Source organism: Altererythrobacter xiamenensis (genome assembly GCF_900177715.1).
Classification (GTDB): domain Bacteria; phylum Pseudomonadota; class Alphaproteobacteria; order Sphingomonadales; family Sphingomonadaceae; genus Erythrobacter; species Erythrobacter xiamenensis.
In genome coordinates this window covers 726,461-748,124 of sequence record NZ_FXWG01000002.1, presented here as the reverse complement: position 1 = coordinate 748,124, position 21,664 = coordinate 726,461, and the positions used below count along the sequence as shown (strand labels likewise).

Here is a 21,664-nt window from a genome sequence, read left to right as displayed (position 1 = left end):
CCAAGCTAGAAATCGGCCCCTTTCAACGTATCGGTGAAACCGAAGAACGTAGAGTCCACAGCGATTGTCCACACAATGTGGTTCAGGTTTTACGATGGGTGGGGCAACATCTCTCTGATCGCAGCGTGGACCAATTCCGGACTATAAGGCTTGGAGAAAAAACGCGAGCCCTTGGGCAGAATACCCATGCCGGGCGGGGTCATTCCGGACGTGACGATAATCCCCATTTCAGGCCAAGACCGGGAAACCTCATGCGCAAGCCGGATGCCATTGAGATCCCCTGGCATATCGATGTCCGTGAAGAGCAAGTTCACAATCTCTGCGTTCGCAATTGCTTCGAGTGCCTCGCGGCCGGTCGCAGCTTCAAGAATCGCATAGCCCTGTTGATTGAGTTGATCGACCACATCCATGCGGATCAAAGCCTCGTCTTCGACGACGAGAATGACTGTATTGGAAGTCTCCACGGAGGTCTTATCCTTTCAGGATAGTCCCTCCGCATTGTGGAACGACAAAGGTTTAACGCGTTCGGGCCTACGTCCGTTCCCGTCATGCGGTCGGTGTCGGTGCCGTCCATATTTGGCCGTCGAGCGGAATTCGTGATGCGAAAGCCAATTATCGTGATACTACGTGCCGCATCGCAGGGATTGCAATTGAGCGTCTGCGACTGAGAGACAAACTTGTGCTCCCGCTTTGAACGAGGAGTCAGACTTGTCCTACCTACCGGTATCTTCCATTTCCTTATCTGTTGCGTCTTCGCGATGAACCGGCGCAATCCACCTTTTCGCCTCACAGCAACCGCCTCGCGTCGTCAGGGCGAAACAACGCGCATGGCCATCATGGTTCTAGGGCGCGAAGCGGCGATAGAATTCATGAATACGCATGATGAAGCCTTGGGCGGACGGCCCATCGATCTGGCCATCGCCAGCGATGAAGGGCGCGCCCGGGTCGAACTTGCGCTTTGCGGGTATTCACATCCTTCAGGCGAACCTGAGATGCCCTAGAGTTTATCCAGTTAGCAGTAGCCCTGCACGAAGGCGACCCGAAGGGCGGCATTGCGGCGTTCGCAATGCTAACCTCGACTATAGGCCTCCGTCTCCTTTCTGAGGTGGAGGCCTTTTTTATGGCTGATCGAGGTCCCGACCAAGGTCATCAGCCAGATCCCCGCTTTCCTGGAAGGAGACATACTCCAAGCCGACACCAATTCCGCGACCGGCTTCTTCGATTTTTGAATGACCGGCCTTACGTCTCGAAATCAGGGCGCAATGGGCCCTTCCGCTGGCTTCTTCTCCATTCGCTTACTCGGCCGTGAGGACACCCGGATAGTTGCCTCGCGATGAGTTGGCTTTGGCAGCGGAAAATAGCGCAGTCTGTCCGTGTTCGCTGTTATCAAAGTCGGACGCCAGCCCACATCGAGCCGGCGCCCAACAGCAATCAAATCTCGGTCTTCTCCGCTAATGTCAGGGCGTCTTCAATATCGACTCCAAGATAGCGAACGGTGTTCTCGATCTTGGAATGCCCCAGCAAGATCTGGATGGCCCTAATGTTGCCTGTGGCTTTGTAGATGATCGAGGCCTTGGTGCGACGAAGTGAATGGGTCCCAAACTCCTCAGTTCGAAGGCCGATGCCTTCGACCCACTCGTCAACCAGTCGAGCATATTGGCGAGTACTCAGGTGCCTTGTGTGATCAATGCGGCTTGGAAAGACATAGTCTTCAACGCAGCCGCCCCGACGTTCGAGCCAAGCCAGCAGGCTTGCCCTGGCATCTGCGGCAATCTCGAACTGGACTGGACGGCCGGTTTTCCGTTGGGTGATCGTGGCTCGTGTCCTGATCTCCGCTCCACTGACCAAATCTCCGATCTTGAGCTCGACAAGGTCACAGCCTCTCAACTTGCTGTCGATCGCCAGATCGAACAGCGCTCGATCTCGAATGCGCTTCTCGCGATCAAGGAAGAACCGGATCGCCCAAATTTGCTTCTGATTGAATGGCCGCTTGGGCCCGACTTTCGCACCGAAATTCCAAGGCACGCGATTGTGCGCGGCTGGGTCGAATTGTGAGTAAGTCATTTTCATTCTCCTGGGCCGAAATGGCCTAGGAGAACGTCCGCTTTCGGGATTTAATATCTTGGATCGCAATGTCTTTGATTGGGGCGCAAATCCGACAATCCGACTGGACTGTCGCCGCAAGCTGAGCATTGCTGTGCGTCACGAAGGCGCCGCGTGAGCCAAATGGCTTAGCGGCTTGGGTCAGTGCAAGGCCGGATGGTCCGGCCAGCACAGGAGACCCATGATGACCAAGCAAAAGACGACTGCCCGCAAGACCAAGTCAGCCAACGTCAATCGCTTGCTACGCCGTTCTAAAGGCGCAACCCTGGCCGAGATTGAGAACGCGACTTCGTGGAAGCCGCATAGCTGCCGCGCCTTCCTGAGTGGAGTGCGCAAGCAAGGCATTGCCTTGGCAAAGGAAGAGCGAGCCAATGGCGAGACCGCATACAAGGTGTCAGGCGAGGCAGAATCGTGCCGCGCCTGAGCATCGATGAGCTTGAAGTCATGTCGCCTGCGCAGCTACGGGCGGCATGGCGGGAACAATTCAGGAGGCCCGCACCTGAGATCGGACCAGCACTTCTGCGTCGGGGGCTGTCTTGGCATATCCAGGCGCGCGTGCATGGCGGGCTTCCGACCTCAACAAGCAAGGCGATCGACAGGGCCTGTTCACTGCTCGAGCGAACCGGATCTGCCACATCGGATCGAACCATATCTATCAAGCCGGGCATACGGTTGGTGCGCGAGTGGCATGGCAAGACCTACCATGTGCTCGTGCTCGAGGAAGGCTTCGAGCATGATGGCCGACGCTACGAGAGCCTGTCACAGATTGCGAGGGCAATAACCGGTGTGCACTGGTCAGGCCCGCGCTTCTTTGGCCTGCGCTCGCGGTCCTTAAAGGGACTAGCTGCAGATGGCTGAGAAGAAGCGTTGTGCGATCTATACGCGCAAGTCGACCGAGGACGGGCTTGAGCAGGACTTCAACAGCCTGGATGCACAGAAGGAAGCCTGTGCTGCCTATATCCGGAGCCAGGCAGCCGAGGGCTGGGAACAGATCGCCGAGCATTATGATGACGGCGGGTGGTCAGGAGGAACCATGGGGCGTCCGGCGCTCAAACAATTACTGGCCGACGTCAAGGCACGCAAGGTCGATATCATCGTGGTCTACAAGGTCGATCGGCTGACCCGCAGCCTTGCTGACTTTGCCAAGATCGTCGAGATCCTCGACCAGCACGAGGCTTCCTTCGTCAGCGTAACCCAAGCCTTCAATACCACCAACTCGATGGGGCGACTGACGCTCAACGTCCTGCTCAGTTTCGCGCAATTCGAGCGCGAGGTCACCAGCGAGCGCATCCGCGACAAGGTCGCAGCCTCCAAGAAGAAAGGCATGTGGATGGGTGGTCCCGTTCCGCTCGGATACCGGCTCGAAGACCGCATGCTGCACATCGAACCGGCAGAAGCAGAGACGATCCGTTTCATCTTTGATTACTATTGTGCGCTTCGTTCGGTCCAGCAGGTTGTCGATGCGCTGGACGCGAAGGGCGCAAGAACCAAGCTGCGCCACTACAAGAGCGGGAGGACAGTCGGTGGATGCCCGTTCACAAGGGGCATGCTCGCACTCATTCTCAAGAACCCGATCTATAGCGGCCAGGTCAGACACAATGGCGCGGTCTACGATGGACAGCACGAAGCGATTATCCCGATCGAGCAGTTCGAGCAGGTACAGTCCATCCTAAAGCAGAACTCACGCGATCGGCGCTTTGGCAAGTGCGCCAGGACTCCAAGCCTGCTGACCGGTATCATGAGCGGTCCCGATGGCCGTCCGATGTCGCCAAGCCATACGACGAAACAGCACCGGCGCTACCGCTATTTTGTGACCCGCTTTCTTCCCGGCGAGACGAGGGGTACACCATGGAGCGTGCCAGCAGGGGAGCTCGAGAAGGCAGCCGTGCGCCTTGCAGCGCAGTGGCTGCGATCCAGCAGCGAAGGTGATGCCCGCCAGATTGCTGCAAGGCGAGAACTGGCGACAGACTTAAAGATCATGTCGACGGTTGAACGGCGGGCCGTCCTCCTCGAACATGATCTGCAATTTTCTCTCACCAGCGAGAAGCTGGTTCTTCACAATCGAGAGGGCAAGCTCCAGACAGCTCTGCCGGTCAGACTGGTCTCGCATGGCGCCGAGAAGAAGCTGCAACTGCCACCCGATACACACGGGGCCAGCAATTGTCCCGACCCGGTTCTTCTCAAGCTCCTTGCCCAGTCCTGTGCTGCGCAACGCATGATCGTGGAAGCAAGTAATGAGCCCACCGTAGCCCACTACAGCAAGCGCCACCTCTGGCAGCTTCTCAGGATCGGATGGCTCGCGCCCGACATCACAACGGCGATCGTCGAGGGACGCCAACCGGCCGGGCTGACAGGGCGTCGTTTGCTGCGCGCATCGGCATTGCCGCTCGACTGGGCAGGACAGCGCGCCTTTCTCGGGTTCTCCTGAGAACAACCCTACCCAAACAACAACTGCAACTGGTGCCACGATTCTGGCGGCTTGAGACACTCGGTCTGTTCGAGGCCAATACCACGCGCCAGGTTGGTCTCAGAGCGCGGCCCACCAAACACACGCCCCGCTAACCTACCGGAATGTCGGCAGTACCTTGCGAGGTTCTCGCGGAAACTGGTGCCAGTGGGAAACCGAAGGACTGTGTGGTGCCGCTTACGTGACTCGAACACGTGACCCCATCATTACGAATGATGTGCTCTACCAACTGAGCTAAAGCGGCCCACTTGCCCGCCCATGCGCCAGCGCCGAAACGCCAGCCGCAAAGGCAGGAAAGAATGTGGAGGCCCGAGCCGGAATCGAACCGGCGTACAAGGATTTGCAGTCCTCTGCGTCACCACTCCGCCATCGGGCCATCGGCTCCCGAAGTTGCCGAGAAGCGGCCCCCTAGCGGACCGCCAGAGCCTTGGCAATCGGATTGATGAGTTTCCGTAACGTCAATCTGGACGAGCGGCGGCGAAGTCGGCAGGAACCTGCGCCATGAGTGTTTCAGACCTTCTCGAGCCCCTGACCGGAAACTCCGGCCCCGTCACCCTCACCGCGGCCGATGACTGGATGCAAGGCCGCACGCTCTATGGCGGTGCCTCTGCCTTGATTGCTTACACCGAAGCCATTCGCGCATTTCCCGATCTTCCCCCGCTGCGAAGCGCCCAGGTCGCCTTCATCGCTCCGGTTGGCGAAAGTTTCGAACCGCGCGTGGAAATGGTCAGGAGCGGCCGCAACGTGACCCAGGTCCGCAGCGAATTGCTGGTAGAGGGCAAGCCTGCACTCAGCGTTCTTCTCGTATTCGGAACCGAGCGCGAACCGAACGCAGTGTTTCCCGCTCCGAAGGTCGACCCGTGGCCCGGCTCGCCGGAAGAGGCAGAGCCAGTGCCCGAACCCAAGGGCAGGCATTTCATTTCGAACTATGAAATCAGGCGGGCACAGGACACCAGCGGTCCAGGCTTTCCGCTGGTGCGTCGCTGGTTCCGGCTGAAGACCGATCCGGGGCTCGACGCGGTCTCCCACCTCATTCTCGTCGGCGACACCTTGCCGCCGGGATCGATGCGCGCGATGCAACGCCAGGGTCCGCTGAGCTCGATCAACTGGACGATCAATATCCTCGATCCGCAAGTCCAGACGCGCGATGGCTGGTGGCTCGCCGAAACGGCGAGCGACCATGCCGATCACGGATATTCGTCAGAGCGCCTGCGTCTGTGGAACGCCGACGGCGACCTGGTCATGGTCGGCATGCAGGCCGCAGCGATCTTTGGCTGAGTTAAGCGCCTGAATTACACGTCGTCGAAGGCAGGCGCGCGTTTTTCCATGCCGGCCATCACGGCTTCGACCTGGTTCTTGCTGCGCATGATGGCGTGCTGCTCGATGCTTTCTTCGAGCAGGATCGCATCGGTATCGCGGTCAGTCATGCCTGCATGAAGGCGCTTGGCCGCGCGAATCGCATGCGGATTGCGGTTTGCGATTTCCGAAGCGATTGCAGTAGCCCGCGCCAGCGGATCGTCTTCGACAAAGGTGGCGAGGCCGATCTCCTTGGCCTCCGCTCCGGTGAACTCGCGATTGGTATAGACCAGCTCGCGCAGGACATCGTCACGCACAAGGCCGCGCCACAGGGCATAGCCGCCCATATCGGGGACGAGGCCCCATTTCAGTTCCATGATTGCCATGCGCGTTTCGGGATGGACCACGCGAATGTCCGCGCCGCTTGCGATCTGCAGGCCGCCGCCGAAGCATACGCCATGCACCGCCGCGATGACGGGGACCGGAAGCTTGCGCCATACCATCGCGGCCTGCTGCGCGCGGTTGGCGTTGCCATGCGTGCGCTCGGTCAGGTCCGGCTCATCGGGGGATGGCTTGCGCGCGAAGTTGGAGAGATCGAGGCCGGCGCAGAATGCCCTGCCCTCGCCCGAAAGGACGACGACGCGAACGCCCTTCATCTTGTGCAAGACGTGACCTGCTTCGATGATCCGTTCGAACATCTCATGATCGAGGGCGTTCATCTTGTCGGCGCGCGTGAAACGAACCTGCGCTACGCCGTCTTCGCCAAGGTCGATCGCAACACGATCGTTGGGTGTCATGGTCATTATGAATCGATCCTTCTTCACTCTCGCGAATAAAGTGAAGGATGCTCGCCCTGCTGTCCAGACAGGTGATGCCTATCGAAATGACGCCTCCCGAAATCGCGGACAATGCCCACGCAGTTCAATCGGCATTGCTGAAGCGGAAGCTGCTCGGTCCCGCGGGCGCATCGATGTAATAGCCGCCCTCTGGATGGGTCAGGACGATGTTTTCCAGACCCAGCCGCGCGAGCTTGCCGCGAACGCGGGCGACATGGACGGCGACGCTGTTGGTTTCCGGCTCATGGTTGATCCGCCAGACATCGACCAGCAACTGCTTGCGGGTCACGGGCGTACCAACGTCCTGCACCAGCCTCCAGAGCAGTTCGAACTCGCGTGGATGCAAGCCGAGCCAGCGGTCCTCCACTCGCCCATCGCGATGAAACAGGTCGAGGGTCAAGTCGCCAGCCTCGCGAAAGCGCGGGATCATTTCCTCGCTTTCGGGCTTCGCAATATTCAACGGTAACGCCTTCACAATTCCCCCCCTGCGCGAATGGAATACACGCAATCCCTTGTAATAATTAAATGATCCATAAGTTCTATATCAAGTGCGCAAGCAATTTCGGAAAGTTTTTTCGTTGCGCGCAGATCTTCGTGACTGGGCCTGCATATTCCCGAGGGATGGTTATGCGCTATGATCAGGCCGCGAGCTTCGAGTAGCAGGCCTTGGGCCAGTATTTCCCGTGCGCGCAATTGCAGCGCTGCGACCCCTTCCCCCCGCACGAAACGATCTCCCAGATACCTGCGCTCTCCATCCAGAAAGATCGCGTAGAAATGCTCCCGACCCAGGCCGTGATCCCTGAACAGATCGCACAGATATCGCGCAACCGTGGATTCGCGTGCAAAGCTGCGCGCTTGAGCTTGAAAGGGAGCGTTCATGCGGTCCTTCCTGCCCTTGGCCGACTATCGGGTTCGCTGGGCGAACGGCGAGGCAGCGCCATAATCCGATCCTCGCCAGTCACGATATTCGCCGAACTCCTTCTTCCGCCGCACATGGGCGATGAGGCCGCCGCCAAGGATGGCCAGCTGGAAATAGGACGGTGCGATCACGAGAAAGGCGTAAGCGATTGGAGTGATTTCATCGACCATCCCCCGGGCAAGATGCGCGCTGAACGAAATGAGTTGGAATGACGCAATCCAGAGCGTGAAAAGCCGATTTGCCTGTAGGGCGATAACAAGAAAACCGAGGCCTGCGGCGAGGTCCATCGCCGCATGAAAGGTATCGAACTGATCGACGCGAAAGACCGGCTCCCACAGCAGGTGATAGCCGCGGTGGACGATCTCGAACACCGAGAGCCAAACGATTGCAACCCAGCGCTCCGGACCTCCGCCCCATTTCAGGGCGCAGAGACAAAGGACCCAGGCTGCAACCATTTGCACCTCGGCACGGTATTCCAGAATTGCCGCAAGCATGCTGTCGATCTAGACGACAATGCTCTCTTCGGCATCGGTCTTTTTCCGCGCAATGCTGGCCTCGGGAATCTCCGTCGGAACGCCATCGTCGTTAGCCGCGTAGATACCGGCGACCTTGCTCAGCTCATCATGGACGCGCAGCAGGTTGGTCGACATCGCCATGGCCTGGTTCTCGGCTTCGTTGAGCCGCATCAGGGCGCGCTGGCCGGTGTGAACTTCGACGGCAGGGTTGAGCCTTGCGGCCAGCATCGCCTGCTTCAGCCGGGCGAAGGCCAGCATGGATTCGTCGGCAAGCGCTTCGGCTTCGCGCATGAGCTTCTTGATGTTGTATGCGTCGTCAAGGACCCGATCGGACATGGGTGAACTCCTCACCCGCCGCGCTCAGCTGGCAGGTTGCGTATAATCCACGGGGATGGTGGCCTTGTCGTCCAGAGCCTCGCTGATCGCCATGGCCGCCGTCACCATGAGGACGACTGCCGCCAGGATGCCGAAGGCGATCCCGATAATGACCGCGAGGCGTAGGAGGACGGCATGGTCGCCATCGAGCACCCCGGGGACGACTCTCGGTTCGGTCAGGGGCTCCCACGGAGCGACCCGATCGAAGGGCAAGGCATCGCTGAACACGATCTCGCCCAAGTCGACCCGGCCATGATCCTTGCCCCCATGAGGCTTATCTTCGACCTGATTTTTAGTGTATACAGAATTGCTGAAGGCTTCATCAGAGGTTTCATCAAGCCCTTCAGCAGCCCTGTAGGTCTCAACCAGCTCGTTAAGGCTGGCTGCGTCATAAATATCCTTGAGCGCACGGATGTGCTGATTGATGCGCGTTTCGGAAACACTCAGTTCGTTCGCGATGACCTTGATTGGCACTCGCCGGTCAATCCGCTCCATCACCGCACGCTGACGCTCGGTGAGCGGCCGCGCGGCTCCACTACTCATTGGACACTCCATTAGCCATCAATGTTGATGTTAACGGATAATAACGCAAATGGCTCCGTCAAATCGATGAGTTGCAAGTCAAGTTTGCGAAGGCCCTGATTATGCAGCGGAACTGTTGATTCCGAGTGACGAGAGATAGCGCTTAACGTTTCGCGCCGCCTGTCTGAGGCGCTGCTCGTTTTCGACCATGGCGATTCGCACATAGCCTTCGCCCTGCTCGCCATATCCCACGCCCGGGGCGACCGCGACCTTGGCATGGGTGAGCAGGTCCTTCGAGAATTGCAGGCTGCCCATTTCCTTCAATGCAGGCGGAAGCGGTGCCCATGCGAACATCGAGGCAGGCGGGGCGGGAATATCCCAGCCAGCGCGGCCAAATGCTTCGACCATGACGTCGCGGCGCTTGTGATAGCGCTGGCGGTTTTCCTCGACCACGTCCTGCGGACCGTTAAGCGCGGCGCAGGCCGCCGCCTGGATCGGTGTAAAGGCACCGTAATCGAGATAGCTCTTCACACGCGTCATGGCTGCGATCAGCTGCGGATTGCCTGCTGCAAATCCCATGCGCCAGCCGGCCATCGAATAGGTCTTGCTCATGCTCGTGAACTCGACCGCGATGTCCTTGGCTCCGGGTACCTGCAGGATCGAAGGGGTCGGGTTGCCGTCGAAATAGAGCTCGGAATAGGCGAGGTCGGACAGGACCCAGACCTTGTTCTCGCGCGCCCAGGCGACGAGCCGCTCGTAGAAGGCAAGGTCCACCACCTCGGCGGTGGGATTGGACGGATAGTTGACGACCAGCACGCTCGGCCGCGGCACGGTGAAGGCCATCGCGCTTTCGAGCGCACGCCAGTATTCGTTATCGGGCGTCGTCGGGACGGACCGAATCGTCGCGCCGGCGATGATGAAGCCGAAGGTGTGGATCGGGTAGGAAGGATTGGGCGCCAGCACGACATCGCCCGGTGCGATGATCGCATTGGCGAGGCTGGCGAGGCCTTCCTTCGATCCCATGGTGACGACCACTTCGCGCTCGGGGTCGAGCTCGACATCGAAGCGCCGCTCGTAATAATTCGCCTGCGCGCGGCGGAGGCCCGGGATGCCGCGCGACTGCGAATAGCCATGCGCATCGGGCTTCTGCGCGACTTCGCACAGCTTGTCGATCACATGCTGGGGCGGCGGATGGTCGGGGTTGCCCATGCCCAGATCGATGATGTCTTCGCCCGCCTGACGTGCTGCATGTCGCATCGCGTTTACCTCTGCGATGACATAGGGCGGCAAGCGTCTCATGCGGTAGAAATCGGGATCCATGGGTACCTTTGCGTTCTGTTTTCTGCCGGAACAGCCCGGCCGGGAATGAATCTACGCATATATCAGGTGCAGGGAAAACCCATTTTCGCTATCGCAGCAAAGTTTAGCGACCAAAGAGAAGCACAGACATGGCCGACGACCCCGGTAACTCCTGGAACCAGCAGACCGAACCCTTCCGCGCTTTCTTCGACATGCAGGGCGAAGCGATGCGCGAAATGATGGGGCAGATGGCGCCCAAGGGATTCGGGACAATGGCCCAGGGGGCCATGCCGGACATGGGTGACCTGGGAGCGATGGACCCGGCCGATCTCGCCGAATGGGCGAAGACCGCGCAGGAGCTTCAGGCAATGTGGCTCGAGTTCGCGCAGGAAAAGGCAGGCGAGGCCGCGAACAAGGCCAATGCGTTCGATCCGGCACAATGGATGGTGATGATGCAGGGGATGGCGAAGCAGATGCCCACCGCCCCGCTTGCAGCGTCCCAGAAGTTCGCCACCGACGCGATGCAGGTCTGGCAGAGCGTTTTCAGCAGCTTCCTGCCCGGCGCCCAGGGAGAGCAGGCGGAGACGCCCGAACTGCCGCGCAAGGACCGCCGCTTTGCCGATCCGGCGTGGAAGGAAAACCCTGCCTTTGCCCTCCTCCACCAGACCTATCTGATGCTGGCGGAATATTTCGTTACCGCGGCGAAGGAGATGAAAGGCATCGGGGCAGAAGAGAAGAAGCAGCTCGAGTTCGCGACGACCTCGCTGGTCGAGGCGATGAGCCCTGATAACTTCATCATGACCAATCCTGTCGTGCTGAAACGCACGATGGAAACCAAGGGGCAGAACCTGGTGAAGGGGATGCGCCACCTCATCAACGACCTGAAGCGCGGCCAGCTGACCCATACCGATGCCAATGCCTTCACGCTGGGCGAGAACCTCGCGGCGACGCCGGGCAAGGTGGTGCATGAAACGCCGCTCTACCAGCTCGTGCAATACAGCCCCTCGACCAAGGATGTGCTCGAGGTGCCGCTGGTGATCTTCCCGCCTTGGATCAACCGCTTCTACATCCTCGACCTCACCCCGCAGAAAAGCTTCATCAAGTGGGCCGTGGATCAGGGCATCAGCGTTTTCGTGGTCAGCTGGAAGTCCGCCGATTCCAGCATGAAGGACGTGGTGTGGGACGATTACATCCGTTCCCAGATCGAGGCGATCGACCATGTCCGCGACCGGCTGAAGGTTCCTGCCGTCCACACGATCGGCTATTGCGTTGCAGGGACGACGCTCGCCGCGACGCTGGCGATCCTTGCCCGCCGAGAGGAAGCCGACAAGGTCAAGAGCGCGACCTTCTTCACCGCGCAGGTCGATTTCGAGAAGAGCGGCGAGCTCAAGCATTTCATCGACGACGGCCAACTGGAGATGATCGGGAATCTCTCCCACGACGGCTATCTCGACGGGCGCTATCTGGCAGCGACCTTCAATTCGCTGCGCGGGAAAGACCTGATCTGGAACTACGTCGTCAACAATTACCTGCTTGGCGAGGACTATCCGGCGTTCGACCTGCTCCACTGGAACGGCGACGTCACCAATCTGCCCGCCAAGTGGCATAGGGATTACCTGCGCGATCTCTATCGCGACAACAAGCTGGTCCAGCCCGATGCGCTGAGTGCCGATGGCACGCCGATCGATCTCACCAAGATCGAGACGCCTGCCTATATCCAGGCAGGCAAGGAAGATCACATCGCGCCTGCTGCAAGCGTCTGGCGAGCCACGAACCATTTCAAGGGGCCGACCACCTTCCTGTTGGCGGGGTCGGGCCATATCGCAGGCGTGGTCAATCCGCCCGCCGCCAACAAGTACCAGTACTGGACCGGCGACAGCGGCGCTTCCTCGCTCGAAGAGTTCAAGGAAGGCGCCGAAGAGCACCCCGGCAGCTGGTGGCCGCACTGGCTCGACTGGCTGAAGGACCTCGACGATGCCACGGTCCCTGCAACTGGCAAGAGAAAGCCGGGCGGAAAGGGCGATAATGTTATCGAAGATGCGCCCGGCCGCTACGTCAAAACGCGCTAACCTGCTGGAATAGCGTCTAATCCTCCATTTTTGTGCACTGCACAAAAAACCCTTGACTTCGCGCTTGCAATATCTATTTTGTGCACTGCAACACGAAGTGAGGTTCCCATGGCAGACGATGCCAAATCGAAGATCGATGCCGCTGCAGAGAAGGCCTATGCCGAAGCTGCTGCAAAGAGCAATGTGAGCGAGAAGGCTGTCGAAAAGGCTGTCGAAGCCGACGCGCCCAAGGCCGACGTGAAGCTCGAAGCCGTCGAGAAGGCCGTCGAGGCTCCGGCCAAGAAGGCTGCGCCGAAGGCTAAGCCCGCTCCCAAGAAGAAGGCAGTAGCCAAGAAGGCCGCGCCGAAGAAGAAGGCAGTGGCCAAGAAGGCTGCGCCGAAAAAGACTGCAGCGAAAAAGCCCGCCCCCAAGAAGGCGTCGGCGAAGGCCGCTGCCAAGACCTCAACCAATCCCGTTACCAAGATCAAGGATACCGTCATGGCCAAAGCCAAAACCACCGAATACACCAAGGCTGCCAAGGAAATGGCTGCCGACGTTCAGGGCCGCCTCAAGAGCGCCTATGCCAAGACCGGCGAGTTCGCTGGCGAAGTCACCGAGTTCAACAAGGCCAATCTCGAAGCCGTCGTCGCTTCGGGCAAGGTTTTCTTCTCGGGCGCCCAGGACCTGGTCAAGGAAGACGTTGCGAACAGCAAGGCTGCCGTCGAAACCGTGACGGCGGACGTCAAGAAGATGGCCTCCGTGAAGTCGCCGACCGAGCTCATGCAGCTTCAGGGCGAACTCGCTCGCCGCAACTTCGACGCAGCCGTTTCCTTCGGCTCGAAGCGCACCGAAGCTCTTCTCAAGCTCTACAACGATGCGTTTGCACCGATTTCGAACCGCATGAGCGTTGCCGCCGAGAAGATCTCGAAGGCTGCCGCCTAAGGCTTACCAGTCAGGTTAGCGACGCCGGGAAAACTCCTCTCTCCCTTTATCCCGGTTAGCGAACCCGAGCCGGACGGACCCGATGGGTCTGTCCGGCTCATCTTTTTGGGCTCCTGGATGCTGCCAGCGCAGGTTGAATTGCCGTCAGAGCGTTGTTGGCATGGAATTAACCTGCACTTTCGCATCTTGCGATCATGCCAAGCCTTACGATATTGCACCCTGCAATGACCGATAACCGCCCCACCCTCCCTTCGCCGGCAGCCGAACTGCGCGCACCTTTCCGCATGGCTGACAAGAAAGACGGCGATTCGGATACGGACGGCGCCGTTGGCATTGCGACCAAGACCAAGGCGCGCCCCAAGAAGCCGAGCCAGTACAAGGTCCTGATGCTCAACGACGATTACACGCCGATGGAATTCGTCGTCATGGTGCTCAAGCGGTTCTTCCAGATGGATCTCGAGCAGGCCACGCGCGTCATGCTCCACGTCCACCAGCGCGGCGTCGGGGTCTGCGGCATCTTCCCTTATGAAGTGGCCGAGACCAAGGTGAACCAGGTGATGGATTTCGCCCGCGAAAACCAGCACCCGCTGCAATGCACGCTCGAAAAGGCGTAGGTTCGAAGGCGTGAGCCTGTTCTCGGGCCATCCTGAACCCGACCTGGTCGGTCCCGGCCAGGAAAGCGTCTGGGACTATCCCCACCCTGCCATTGCCGAACCCACCGACCGCCATATCCGCATCATTCACCGCGGAGTGACAATCGCCGACAGCAAGCAGGCGTGGCGCACGCTCGAAACGAGCCACCCGCCGACTTATTACATCCCGCAGAGCGACATCGCGATGGAGCTGCTCGCCCCCAATGCGCGGCGCACCATCTGCGAGTGGAAAGGGCAGGCGAATTACTGGGACCTGGTGATCGATGGTGAGCGGCTGGAAGCGGTCGCGTGGAGCTACCCGCAGCCGACCCCTGCCTTTGCACCGATCCGCGATCACCTGGCGTTCTATCCGGACCCGCTCGATCAGTGCCTTGTCGATGGCGAGCAGATCACACCGCAGCCCGGCGAGTTCTATGGTGGCTGGATCTCCCGATACGAAGCGGGCCCGTTCAAGGGCATTCCCGGCAGCCGGTTCTGGTAGCGCCCCAGCAAAAGTGCCAGAGTCGAATTTCAGCTTGGGGCATGACCGCGAGGCAATTTCGCGCTAGGGCCTCAGGTGTAACGCAACCGGACCGACGTTAGGCGCCTTGGCAAACCTCTTTCCCAGTATCGACCGCTATATCTTCCGGCTGGTGATATTCCCCATGCTGGGTGTTTTCGCGCTCGCCGCATCGCTGCTGCTGCTCGACAAGATGCTGCGCCTGTTCGACTTCGTCGCGGTCGAAGGCGGCCCGATCGGCGTCGTCTTCAAGATGCTCGGCGCGCTCATCCCCGAATACGCCAGTCTCGCCATCCCGCTGGGATTGCTGCTCGGTATCCTCATGGCCTTCCGGCGGCTCGCCACATCGAGCGAGCTCGACGTCATGCGCGCGGTCGGCCTCAGCTACAATCGCCTGCTGCGCGTCCCCTACATCATTACCGCCGTATTGGTCGCGGTGAATGTCGCGCTGGTGTTCTATATCCAGCCGGTCAGCCGCTATTATTACGAGCAGATGGAGTACGAGCTGCGATCCGGCGCGCTGGGTGCCTCGATCAAGGTGGGCGAATTCACCACGCTCAAGGACCGCATGGCCCTGCGGATCGAGGCGAGCGAGGACGAAGGACGTCGGCTCAAGGGCATTTTCGCGCGCGTCGCCAATTCAAAGGGGCAGGTGCTTTCGATCAGCGCCAAGGAAGGCGCGTTCCTGGCGACGAGCGACGATCCCAACACGATCATCCTGCGCCTGACCGAAGGCACCATCGTACAGGATACCGGCAGCGCGACACCGCGCGTCCTCAGCTTCAGCCGCCATGATTTGCCGATCGACCTGCCCCGGGTGGAAGAGTTCCGCGCGCGCGGCGATGCCGAGCGTGAATATATTCTGCCCGAGTTGTTGAGCATCGGATGGAGCGACGGCCAGCCCGAGGCGAAACGCGATGCGAGCCAGGCGAGCTTCAACTTCCGGCTCGTGGAGGTGGTGATGATGTGGCTGATGCCGCTCCTTGCGGTGTCTCTCGCGATCCCGCCCAAACGATCTACGAGCGCGCTCGGCGTCTTCGTGTCGATCATCATGGTCGTCTCCTATCACAAGATAAACCAGTATGGAGAGGACATTGCGGCGCTCGGCCGGGTGGACCCGATCCTTGCCCTGTGGGGACCATTCGTCCTCTTCGCAGCGCTTATCATCTGGATGTATTACCGCGTGGCCTATGTCCCGGGCGGACAGGCGATCGGTGCATTGGAGACCTGGTTCGCCAAGCTTTCGAAACGGATCAAGAAGCTGTTCAAGCGCCGCCGGCCAAAGCAGATCGCATCGATGGAAACGGCTCCGGCCGAATAGGATAAAGACCCCAAGTGCAGCTCGATTTCTTTCCTTCGCGCACGCTCACCATCTATCTCGCCAAGATGTTCGTGGTGCGGATCCTGGCCGTGCTGGTCATGCTGGTGCTCGTGCTGATGATGCTCGACCTGTTGTCGAGCAGCGGTGAAATCCTCGCGGTGGAAGGCAATGGCCAGGGCGAACTCCTGACCTATGCCGGCCTCAGGATACCGCAGCTGATCCAGCGCTTCCTGCCCTATTCGGTGCTGCTGGCGACAATCATCACCCTCGTTACCCTCAACCAGAATAGCGAGGTGATCGCGATGAAGGCCGCGGGGCTAAGCGCCCATCAGGTGCTCGCACCGCTGCTTCTCACCGCCGCGCTGGTGTCGGCTCTCAGCTTCGCCTTCAACGAGCGTGTCGTGACCAGCGCCACCGCGACGCTGAAGGCCTGGGAGGCGGCCGAATGGGGCGAGGTGCCGCAGCAATCCAATGTGAAGGCGAATGTCTATCTCACCGATGGCGAGAGCATATTGAGCGCAGCCTCGATCGCGGGTTCGGGCGATGCCATCACCATGACCAATGTCACCTGGTACGATCGCAGCGACGGCGGGTTGATCAGCGAGCAGGTTCGTGCACCGCGCGCGACCTTCGCCAACCCCGGATGGCGGCTGGAAAATGCGACCCGCTTCGACGTTGCCGCTGCCCAAACCGAGCAGCTGGGCGAGCTGGTCGTCGGCCGGGGTCTCACTCCGGGCCAGATCGACCTCGATACGATCGATCCCGACGCGCTGTCCTTCTTCGAATTGTCGGATTCGATCGCGGCCTATGAAGCGGTCGGCAGGCGGACGTCCGAAATGCGGGCCAAGTGGTGGCACAAGCTCTCCGGGCCCCTTTCTGCGTTTCTTATGCCCCTGTTGGGCGCTGTTGCGGCCTTCGGCCTAGCGCGCTCCGGCATGCTGTTCGTGCGCGCGCTGATCGGGATGGCGCTGGGCTTTGCCTATTTCGTGATCGACAATGCCGCGCTCGCCATGGGCAGTTTCGGTGGCTACCCGCCCTTTCTTGCCGCCTGGGCGCCATTCTTCCTGTTCCTGCTGGTGGGCGAGACGGTCCTCATTCGGACCGAGGAATGAGCGATTTCTCCATTCGCCTCGCCCGCCCCGAGGATGCCGAGGGGTTTCATCGGGTGGAGGAAGATGCGGCCGCGCTGCTGCGCGAAGAGCCGTCTCTGGCGGGCATTCCCGTCCCGCCCTCGACCAGCGCCGAAGATTATCGCCGCACGATTGCGGCGGGCCAGTGCCTTGCTGCTGCCGTGGGAGACGAAGTGGTGGGATTCGCGGCGGCTGGCCGCATCGGGCGAGAGCTGCATCTGCACGAGCTTTCCGTAGCGCGCGCCCATCAGCGCAAGCATATCGGATCGACCTTGCTGAGGGCGCTCAAGATCGATGCGGCGAACTCGGGGCTACGCGCGATCACGCTCAACACCTATCGCGATATCCCGTGGAACGGCCCGTTCTATGCGAGACACGGCTTCGTCGAGGTCGAGAATTTCGAAGGCAGACCGCATCTCGCGCAATCGCTCGAGGATGCGGTGGCGCTCGGCATGCCGCGTGACCGGCGCTGCGCGATGATCTGCTTTCTCGATTGAGTCGGCGCTTCAGGCGCTGCGGCGCCCCATCGTGCTTTTCGCGATACGCCCGACCAGCACCATCATTCCCGGGTGGTTCGCCCCGTCATAGGTCGAAGCCTCGCCCAGCTCTTTGCGCAGGCGGCGGTGCGCCTCGGGCAGATCGTGATAGGGCATGGAGGGCATCAGGTGGTGCAACGCATGGTAGCGCAAGCCGACCGGCGCCCATATCTCTGCAATCCGGCCCGGCGGCGGCACGTTGACGCTGTCGAGGAACTGCGCCGTCACCGTCATCGGTTCGCCCTCGTTCTCCCACAGATGCGCGACCAGCGTGCGGAGCTGGTTGAGCAATGCGGTGAGCGAGACGATCGCGAGCGCGATGAGCAATGGCCTCCAGCCGATCACCATCGTGCTGGCGAGGATCGTCCAGGCCCAGACCATGCCGCCCACTTCCTGCCAGAGGACGCGCGGCTTCAGCTCGCCTTCGGGCGGGCGGCGGCGGAAGTAGGGATTGATCGAAAGCGCAGAAGCGCGCTGCCAGACCTGCTGACGGATCGGCGGGATGATCGCACCCAATGGCACCAGCACCGCAAACCGCAGCAGCAGCGCCACCGGCGCGAGCAAGGCGATCAGCACGAATGCGGGAAGCGTCCAGGGCTTCATCAGCGCCAGCGGCAGATATTCGGGATCTTCCACCGTGCCATATTGCGTACGCTTGTGGTGGAGCGTGTGAACGCCTTCATACATGAAGCTCGGCGTCAGCAATGGAATACCGACCAGCAGGTTCCAGCCGAGGCGGAACCCGGGAAGCGCATCGCGGTGGATATGCGTCAGCTCATGGATGAACATCAAGGCGCGATAGAGCGCGAGCGAGGCATAGAGCCCCAGCGCAATGGCTGCCCACACATTCTCGACCAGCACAGCGCCCGCAATCGCGGCATAGCCGGTCAGGCTGAAAAACAGCATGTCGGGCCAGTAGATCGCAGCGCGTGCCGTGCCCAGATCCTTGGTCAGTTCACGCGCGGCGCGCAGCATCGCCTTGTCGTCGCTCGCAAGGAACTGCGCGCGCGTGGCCTTGGCGGGCCTTTCAGCCGGATTTGCGGAAGGGTCTAGGGTCTGTTCCATGGTTCTATCGGTTTCTTGGTGGGGCCTTACCGCATAAAGCGCGGTGAGGACAAACAAGTCCTCTCTACCAGAGTGATCGACTGGCTGACTTGACTTGGCGCAATTAGTGCAGACAGGGCTAATCCAGCCTGAACAGCCGCTTGAAGTGGCCAAATGAACGAGATGCGCCAGTGATGGACGGAAAAATAGTGATCGAGCCGATTTCCGGCAAGAAGCAGCGAGCGGAATTCGTCGATCTTGGACGCGATTTCGCCGCTCGCGAGCCACATAGCGTGCCGCAATTGCGTTCCGAACAGCTCGAACTGGTCAATCCGGACAAGAATCCCTTCTTCGGCCACGCACGCGCGCAGCTGTTTGTCGCGCGGCGAGATGGCAAAGCGGTGGGCCGAATTTCGGCGCATATCGATGAATTGGCCCTTGAAATGCCGTCGGAGCAGGGCTTCGGCCCCGGCACCGGCATGTTCGGCTATTTCGACGCCGAAGACGAGGCAGTGGCAAAGGCGCTGCTCGATACGGCCGAAGCATGGCTGCGCGCCGAGGGCATGACGCGCGTGCTCGGCCCCATATCGATGTCGGTGTGGGAAGAGCCCGGCCTGCTCGTCAGCGGGCAAGACCATTCGCCGATGATCATGATGGGACACGATCCGGCGCATTATCGCGGCTGGATCGAAGCGGCGGGTTATGCGCCGGCCAAGTCGCTCCTGACCTATCATCTCGACGTGCAGAAGGAATTTCCGCCGATCGTCCAGCGCATCGTCAAATCTGGCCATCGCAACGAACGCATTACCGTCCGTCAGGTGGACAAGAGCAACTGGGATCGGGACGCGGCGATCGTACTGTCGATTCTCAACGATGCATGGTCGGGCAACTGGGGGTTTGTTCCTTTCACCCCCGAAGAGGTGGCCTACGCCGGGAAAAAGCTGAAACCGATCATCTTCGAGCCGCTCAACATGATTGCCGAAGTCGATGGCGAGCCGGTTGCCTTCATGCTGACTTTCCCCGACATCAATCGGATCTTGAAGCGCATCAACGGCAAGCTGTTTCCCTTCGGCTGGTTTCACCTTCTGCGCTGGCTCAGGAAGCCGACCAATGCCGACATGCGCGTTCCGCTGATGGGCGTGAAGAAGCAACTGCACAGCTCGCGTCTTGCCAGCCAGCTCGCCTTCATGATGATCAGCCAGATCAGGGAAAACGCGGCCACGGATTTCGGTGCGGTCCGCGGCGAGATCGGCTGGATTCTCGACGACAACCAGGGGATGGTCGCTATCGCCGATACCATTCAAAGTACGGTAAACCGGGAATATATCGTGTTTGAAAAGCCACTGGCCTGAGCAAAAGAACGCTCAAGCCATGGCTATGGGAACCAGCAGGTTCCCAGCGCGGTTGGTCCCGATACAAGGTGCGCAATTTCAGCGGGCCGCCAGGGACTCTCGATGCGCAAAACACAAGCTCGCAAATCTTCCAACGACATGCCCCGCCACGTGATGGTGGTGGAGGACGATGCCGTGCTCGGCATGGATATCGAGCAGATTCTGCGAGCCGCCGGCGTTGAAGAAGTGAGCATCTGCGCGACCGCCGCCTGCACGCTCGAACAACTGCGCGAACAGCGGCCCGACGCGATGATCATAGATGTCCATCTGGCGGACATCGATGAAGGCTGGGGCATTGCCGAGATGGTGGACGTGGTCGGCGGCAAGCCTCCCCAGATCATCTTCCAGACCGGCACGCCGCAGGACATCCCCGAAAATGTCGCGAAGCTAGGGACGGTCCTTGCGAAGCCTTACGCACCCGAAGAATTGATCGGTCTGCTGCGCGGCAAGCGCAAGACAGGCTTTCTCGCTGCGCTCCGACGCGACTGACAAACATTGCCGCTGATTGAGCTCGGGCGCACTTCAGGTGCGAGCCCTTGCGTTCGCCTGCGCGCGCAGTGTTTCCCATGGATCACATCATTCAGATCCAAAAAAAGGCCTCCGCTCTTTTGAGCGAAGGCCTTTCGGGATCGTATCACCTGCCGCTTGGACGGGAGGGGGGTCTCGGCGGTGACAAGGACTAAATGCCCCGCCAAAACAGTAGTTCCCACCGCATCAATTATTTTCGAAATTTTTTTGCGAACGAGGCCAAAGCGCCGCCTGCCGGTTGCCATGACGGGGAACGGTGACTAGCTGCATTGCCACACGAACAGCCTGCCTCGTCCGGCAGGCTCGAACAGCGCCTTGCGGTCAGTTCATTCACGTTCAGAGCGCGCGGAACCGAAAGCAAAGCAGGCCGTTTAATGGCGCGACAACTCTGGTGAGGGAACTCCATGGCATTGAGTGATAAGATTGCAGCGGACCTGCCTTTTCTGCGGCGCTATGCGCGTGCGCTGACAGGTTCGCAAACCACTGGCGATACCTTCGTCCGCGCGACGCTCGAAGCGGCGCTCGCCGACGATGACCTTCGCGACAGCCTGAATGGCGGGCGGGTCCCGCTCTATCGTGCGTTCAACAAGGTCTGGTCGAGCGCTTATCTCGAAACGGGCGAGATCGATCGTGGCAACAGCGAACTCGAAGCAGCAGCGAGCCAGCGCCTCGGCGCGATCACGCCGCTCAATCGGCAAGCGCTCCTGCTCACGACGCTCGAAGATTTCAGTGTGCCGCAGACTGCGGAAATCATGGATCTCTCACCCGAAGCGGTGCAGGGCCTGATCCAGGAGGCGATCGAAGAGATCGACAGCGAATCGGCCACCGATGTCCTTATCATCGAAGACGAGCCGCTCATCTCGATGCAGCTTGAAGATCTGGTCAAATCGCTCGGCCACGAGATCTGCGGGACTGCGGCGACGCGGACCCAGGCGCAGGAAGTCGTGGCGGAAAAACAGCCGGGACTGGTCCTTGCCGATATCCAATTGGCCGATGGCTCATCCGGGCTCGATGCCGTTGACGATATTCTCAAGATCAGCAGTGTTCCCGTGATTTTCATCACCGCCTATCCGGAACGCCTCCTGACGGGTGACCGTCCGGAGCCGACCTATCTGGTGACCAAGCCTTTCCAGGAGAAATCGGTGCGCACGGCGATCAGCCAGGCGCTCTTCTTCGGCTCCAGCCGTCCGCTTACCTAAACAAAACCCTTTGCACTAAGTCTGGACGGGGGGCCTTCGAG

General features: G+C 60.3%; 25 protein-coding genes and 2 tRNA genes. 15 read left to right on the top strand and 12 right to left on the bottom strand.

What is annotated here, in order from left to right:
- Window positions 1–89: 89 nt before the first annotated feature.
- Entirely contained in the window at window positions 90–464 is a 375-nt protein-coding gene (locus CCE89_RS09025) for a response regulator (RefSeq protein WP_086437688.1), read from the bottom strand.
- 294 nt (window positions 465–758) lie between these two features.
- Here CCE89_RS09025 and CCE89_RS09020 point away from each other — a divergent pair, with 294 nt between their 5' ends.
- Complete coding sequence (locus tag CCE89_RS09020; RefSeq protein WP_086437687.1) at window positions 759–1,001, top strand: hypothetical protein; 243 nt, start codon at window positions 759–761, stop codon at window positions 999–1,001.
- A 430-nt stretch (window positions 1,002–1,431) separates the two neighbouring features.
- Here the strand turns inward: CCE89_RS09020 and CCE89_RS09015 are convergent, their stop codons facing one another.
- Window positions 1,432–2,064 (bottom strand): tyrosine-type recombinase/integrase, encoded by a 633-nt coding sequence (locus CCE89_RS09015; protein ID WP_086438052.1) that lies wholly within the window; start codon window positions 2,062–2,064, stop codon window positions 1,432–1,434.
- A gap of 223 nt (window positions 2,065–2,287) precedes the next feature.
- On the opposite strand from CCE89_RS09015, the gene CCE89_RS09010 reads away from it, so the two are divergent.
- From CCE89_RS09010 to CCE89_RS09000, 3 genes are read left to right on the top strand one after another with little or no spacing between them, the layout of a single operon-like run.
- Window positions 2,288–2,527 (top strand): DUF3489 domain-containing protein, encoded by a 240-nt coding sequence (locus tag CCE89_RS09010; RefSeq protein WP_159456628.1) that lies wholly within the window; start codon window positions 2,288–2,290, stop codon window positions 2,525–2,527.
- The gene (locus CCE89_RS09005; RefSeq protein ID WP_268762232.1) at window positions 2,515–2,961 is read left to right on the top strand and encodes a DUF2924 domain-containing protein; all 447 of its coding nucleotides are present in this window, start codon (window positions 2,515–2,517) and stop codon (window positions 2,959–2,961) included. Before CCE89_RS09010 ends, CCE89_RS09005 begins: the two co-directional genes overlap by 13 nt.
- Window positions 2,954–4,531, top strand: coding sequence for a recombinase family protein (locus CCE89_RS09000; protein WP_086437685.1), 1,578 nt, complete (start codon window positions 2,954–2,956; stop codon window positions 4,529–4,531). Before CCE89_RS09005 ends, CCE89_RS09000 begins: the two co-directional genes overlap by 8 nt.
- 207 nt (window positions 4,532–4,738) lie before the next feature.
- Here the strand turns inward: CCE89_RS09000 and CCE89_RS08995 are convergent.
- Window positions 4,739–4,814 (bottom strand) — tRNA-Thr (locus CCE89_RS08995).
- Between the two features lie 58 nt (window positions 4,815–4,872).
- Window positions 4,873–4,946, bottom strand: a tRNA-Cys gene (locus CCE89_RS08990).
- A 125-nt stretch (window positions 4,947–5,071) separates the two neighbouring features.
- Between CCE89_RS08990 and CCE89_RS08985 the strand changes: the two genes are divergently transcribed.
- Window positions 5,072–5,848 carry an acyl-CoA thioesterase gene (locus CCE89_RS08985; protein WP_086437684.1) on the top strand — a complete coding sequence of 259 codons (777 nt, stop codon included), beginning with the start codon at window positions 5,072–5,074 and terminating at the stop codon, window positions 5,846–5,848.
- A 14-nt stretch (window positions 5,849–5,862) separates the two neighbouring features.
- Here CCE89_RS08985 and CCE89_RS08980 read toward each other — a convergent pair whose 3' ends face one another.
- The 7 genes from CCE89_RS08980 to CCE89_RS08950 form a co-directional block, all read right to left on the bottom strand.
- Window positions 5,863–6,669, bottom strand: coding sequence for a crotonase/enoyl-CoA hydratase family protein (locus CCE89_RS08980; RefSeq protein ID WP_086437683.1), 807 nt, complete (start codon window positions 6,667–6,669; stop codon window positions 5,863–5,865).
- Window positions 6,670–6,787: 118 nt separating this feature from the next.
- Window positions 6,788–7,162, bottom strand: coding sequence for a winged helix-turn-helix domain-containing protein (locus CCE89_RS08975; protein ID WP_086437682.1), 375 nt, complete (start codon window positions 7,160–7,162; stop codon window positions 6,788–6,790).
- A gap of 11 nt (window positions 7,163–7,173) precedes the next feature.
- The gene (locus CCE89_RS08970) at window positions 7,174–7,581 is read right to left on the bottom strand and encodes a JAB domain-containing protein (RefSeq protein WP_086437681.1); all 408 of its coding nucleotides are present in this window, start codon (window positions 7,579–7,581) and stop codon (window positions 7,174–7,176) included.
- A gap of 24 nt (window positions 7,582–7,605) precedes the next feature.
- The gene (locus CCE89_RS08965) at window positions 7,606–8,115 is read right to left on the bottom strand and encodes a hypothetical protein (RefSeq protein WP_086437680.1); all 510 of its coding nucleotides are present in this window, start codon (window positions 8,113–8,115) and stop codon (window positions 7,606–7,608) included.
- A gap of 9 nt (window positions 8,116–8,124) precedes the next feature.
- The gene (locus CCE89_RS08960) at window positions 8,125–8,472 is read right to left on the bottom strand and encodes a hypothetical protein (RefSeq protein WP_086437679.1); all 348 of its coding nucleotides are present in this window, start codon (window positions 8,470–8,472) and stop codon (window positions 8,125–8,127) included.
- A 24-nt stretch (window positions 8,473–8,496) separates the two neighbouring features.
- A complete protein-coding gene (locus CCE89_RS08955; RefSeq protein ID WP_086437678.1) occupies window positions 8,497–9,054 on the bottom strand; it encodes a helix-turn-helix domain-containing protein in 558 nt (185 codons plus the stop codon).
- Window positions 9,055–9,153: 99 nt separating this feature from the next.
- Window positions 9,154–10,353: an LL-diaminopimelate aminotransferase gene (locus CCE89_RS08950; protein ID WP_086437677.1), complete on the bottom strand. Its 1,200-nt coding sequence runs from the start codon at window positions 10,351–10,353 to the stop codon at window positions 9,154–9,156.
- A 128-nt stretch (window positions 10,354–10,481) separates the two neighbouring features.
- Between CCE89_RS08950 and CCE89_RS08945 the strand changes: the two genes are divergently transcribed.
- The 7 genes from CCE89_RS08945 to CCE89_RS08915 all read left to right on the top strand — a co-directional run bounded on the left by CCE89_RS08945 (window position 10,482) and on the right by CCE89_RS08915 (window position 17,422).
- Entirely contained in the window at window positions 10,482–12,401 is a 1,920-nt protein-coding gene (locus CCE89_RS08945) for a PHA/PHB synthase family protein (protein ID WP_086437676.1), read from the top strand.
- 108 nt (window positions 12,402–12,509) lie between these two features.
- Entirely contained in the window at window positions 12,510–13,322 is an 813-nt protein-coding gene (locus CCE89_RS08940) for a phasin family protein (RefSeq protein WP_086437675.1), read from the top strand.
- Between the two features lie 284 nt (window positions 13,323–13,606).
- Window positions 13,607–13,936 (top strand): ATP-dependent Clp protease adapter ClpS, encoded by a 330-nt coding sequence (gene clpS / locus CCE89_RS08935; RefSeq protein WP_086438050.1) that lies wholly within the window; start codon window positions 13,607–13,609, stop codon window positions 13,934–13,936.
- A 10-nt stretch (window positions 13,937–13,946) separates the two neighbouring features.
- Window positions 13,947–14,456 carry a DUF427 domain-containing protein gene (locus CCE89_RS08930; protein WP_234990014.1) on the top strand — a complete coding sequence of 170 codons (510 nt, stop codon included), beginning with the start codon at window positions 13,947–13,949 and terminating at the stop codon, window positions 14,454–14,456.
- A gap of 106 nt (window positions 14,457–14,562) precedes the next feature.
- Entirely contained in the window at window positions 14,563–15,795 is a 1,233-nt protein-coding gene (lptF, locus tag CCE89_RS08925) for an LPS export ABC transporter permease LptF (RefSeq protein WP_086437674.1), read from the top strand.
- 14 nt (window positions 15,796–15,809) lie between these two features.
- Window positions 15,810–16,907, top strand: a complete 1,098-nt coding sequence (gene lptG, locus CCE89_RS08920; protein ID WP_086437673.1) for an LPS export ABC transporter permease LptG — start codon at window positions 15,810–15,812, stop codon at window positions 16,905–16,907.
- Window positions 16,904–17,422, top strand: coding sequence for a GNAT family N-acetyltransferase (locus CCE89_RS08915; RefSeq protein ID WP_086437672.1), 519 nt, complete (start codon window positions 16,904–16,906; stop codon window positions 17,420–17,422). Before lptG ends, CCE89_RS08915 begins: the two co-directional genes overlap by 4 nt.
- A 9-nt stretch (window positions 17,423–17,431) precedes the next feature.
- On the opposite strand, the gene CCE89_RS08910 is transcribed toward CCE89_RS08915, so the two are convergent.
- Complete coding sequence (locus tag CCE89_RS08910; RefSeq protein ID WP_086437671.1) at window positions 17,432–18,526, bottom strand: fatty acid desaturase family protein; 1,095 nt, start codon at window positions 18,524–18,526, stop codon at window positions 17,432–17,434.
- Window positions 18,527–18,699: 173 nt separating this feature from the next.
- Between CCE89_RS08910 and CCE89_RS08905 the strand changes: the two genes are divergently transcribed.
- The 3 genes from CCE89_RS08905 to CCE89_RS08895 all read left to right on the top strand — a co-directional run bounded on the left by CCE89_RS08905 (window position 18,700) and on the right by CCE89_RS08895 (window position 21,623).
- On the top strand, window positions 18,700–19,857 hold the full coding sequence (locus CCE89_RS08905; protein WP_086437670.1) for a GNAT family protein: 1,158 nt from the start codon (window positions 18,700–18,702) through the stop codon (window positions 19,855–19,857).
- Window positions 19,858–19,959: 102 nt separating this feature from the next.
- On the top strand, window positions 19,960–20,385 hold the full coding sequence (locus CCE89_RS08900) for a response regulator (protein WP_086437669.1): 426 nt from the start codon (window positions 19,960–19,962) through the stop codon (window positions 20,383–20,385).
- 443 nt (window positions 20,386–20,828) lie between these two features.
- Entirely contained in the window at window positions 20,829–21,623 is a 795-nt protein-coding gene (locus tag CCE89_RS08895; RefSeq protein ID WP_086437668.1) for a response regulator, read from the top strand.
- The last annotated feature ends 41 nt before the right edge of the window (window positions 21,624–21,664 follow it).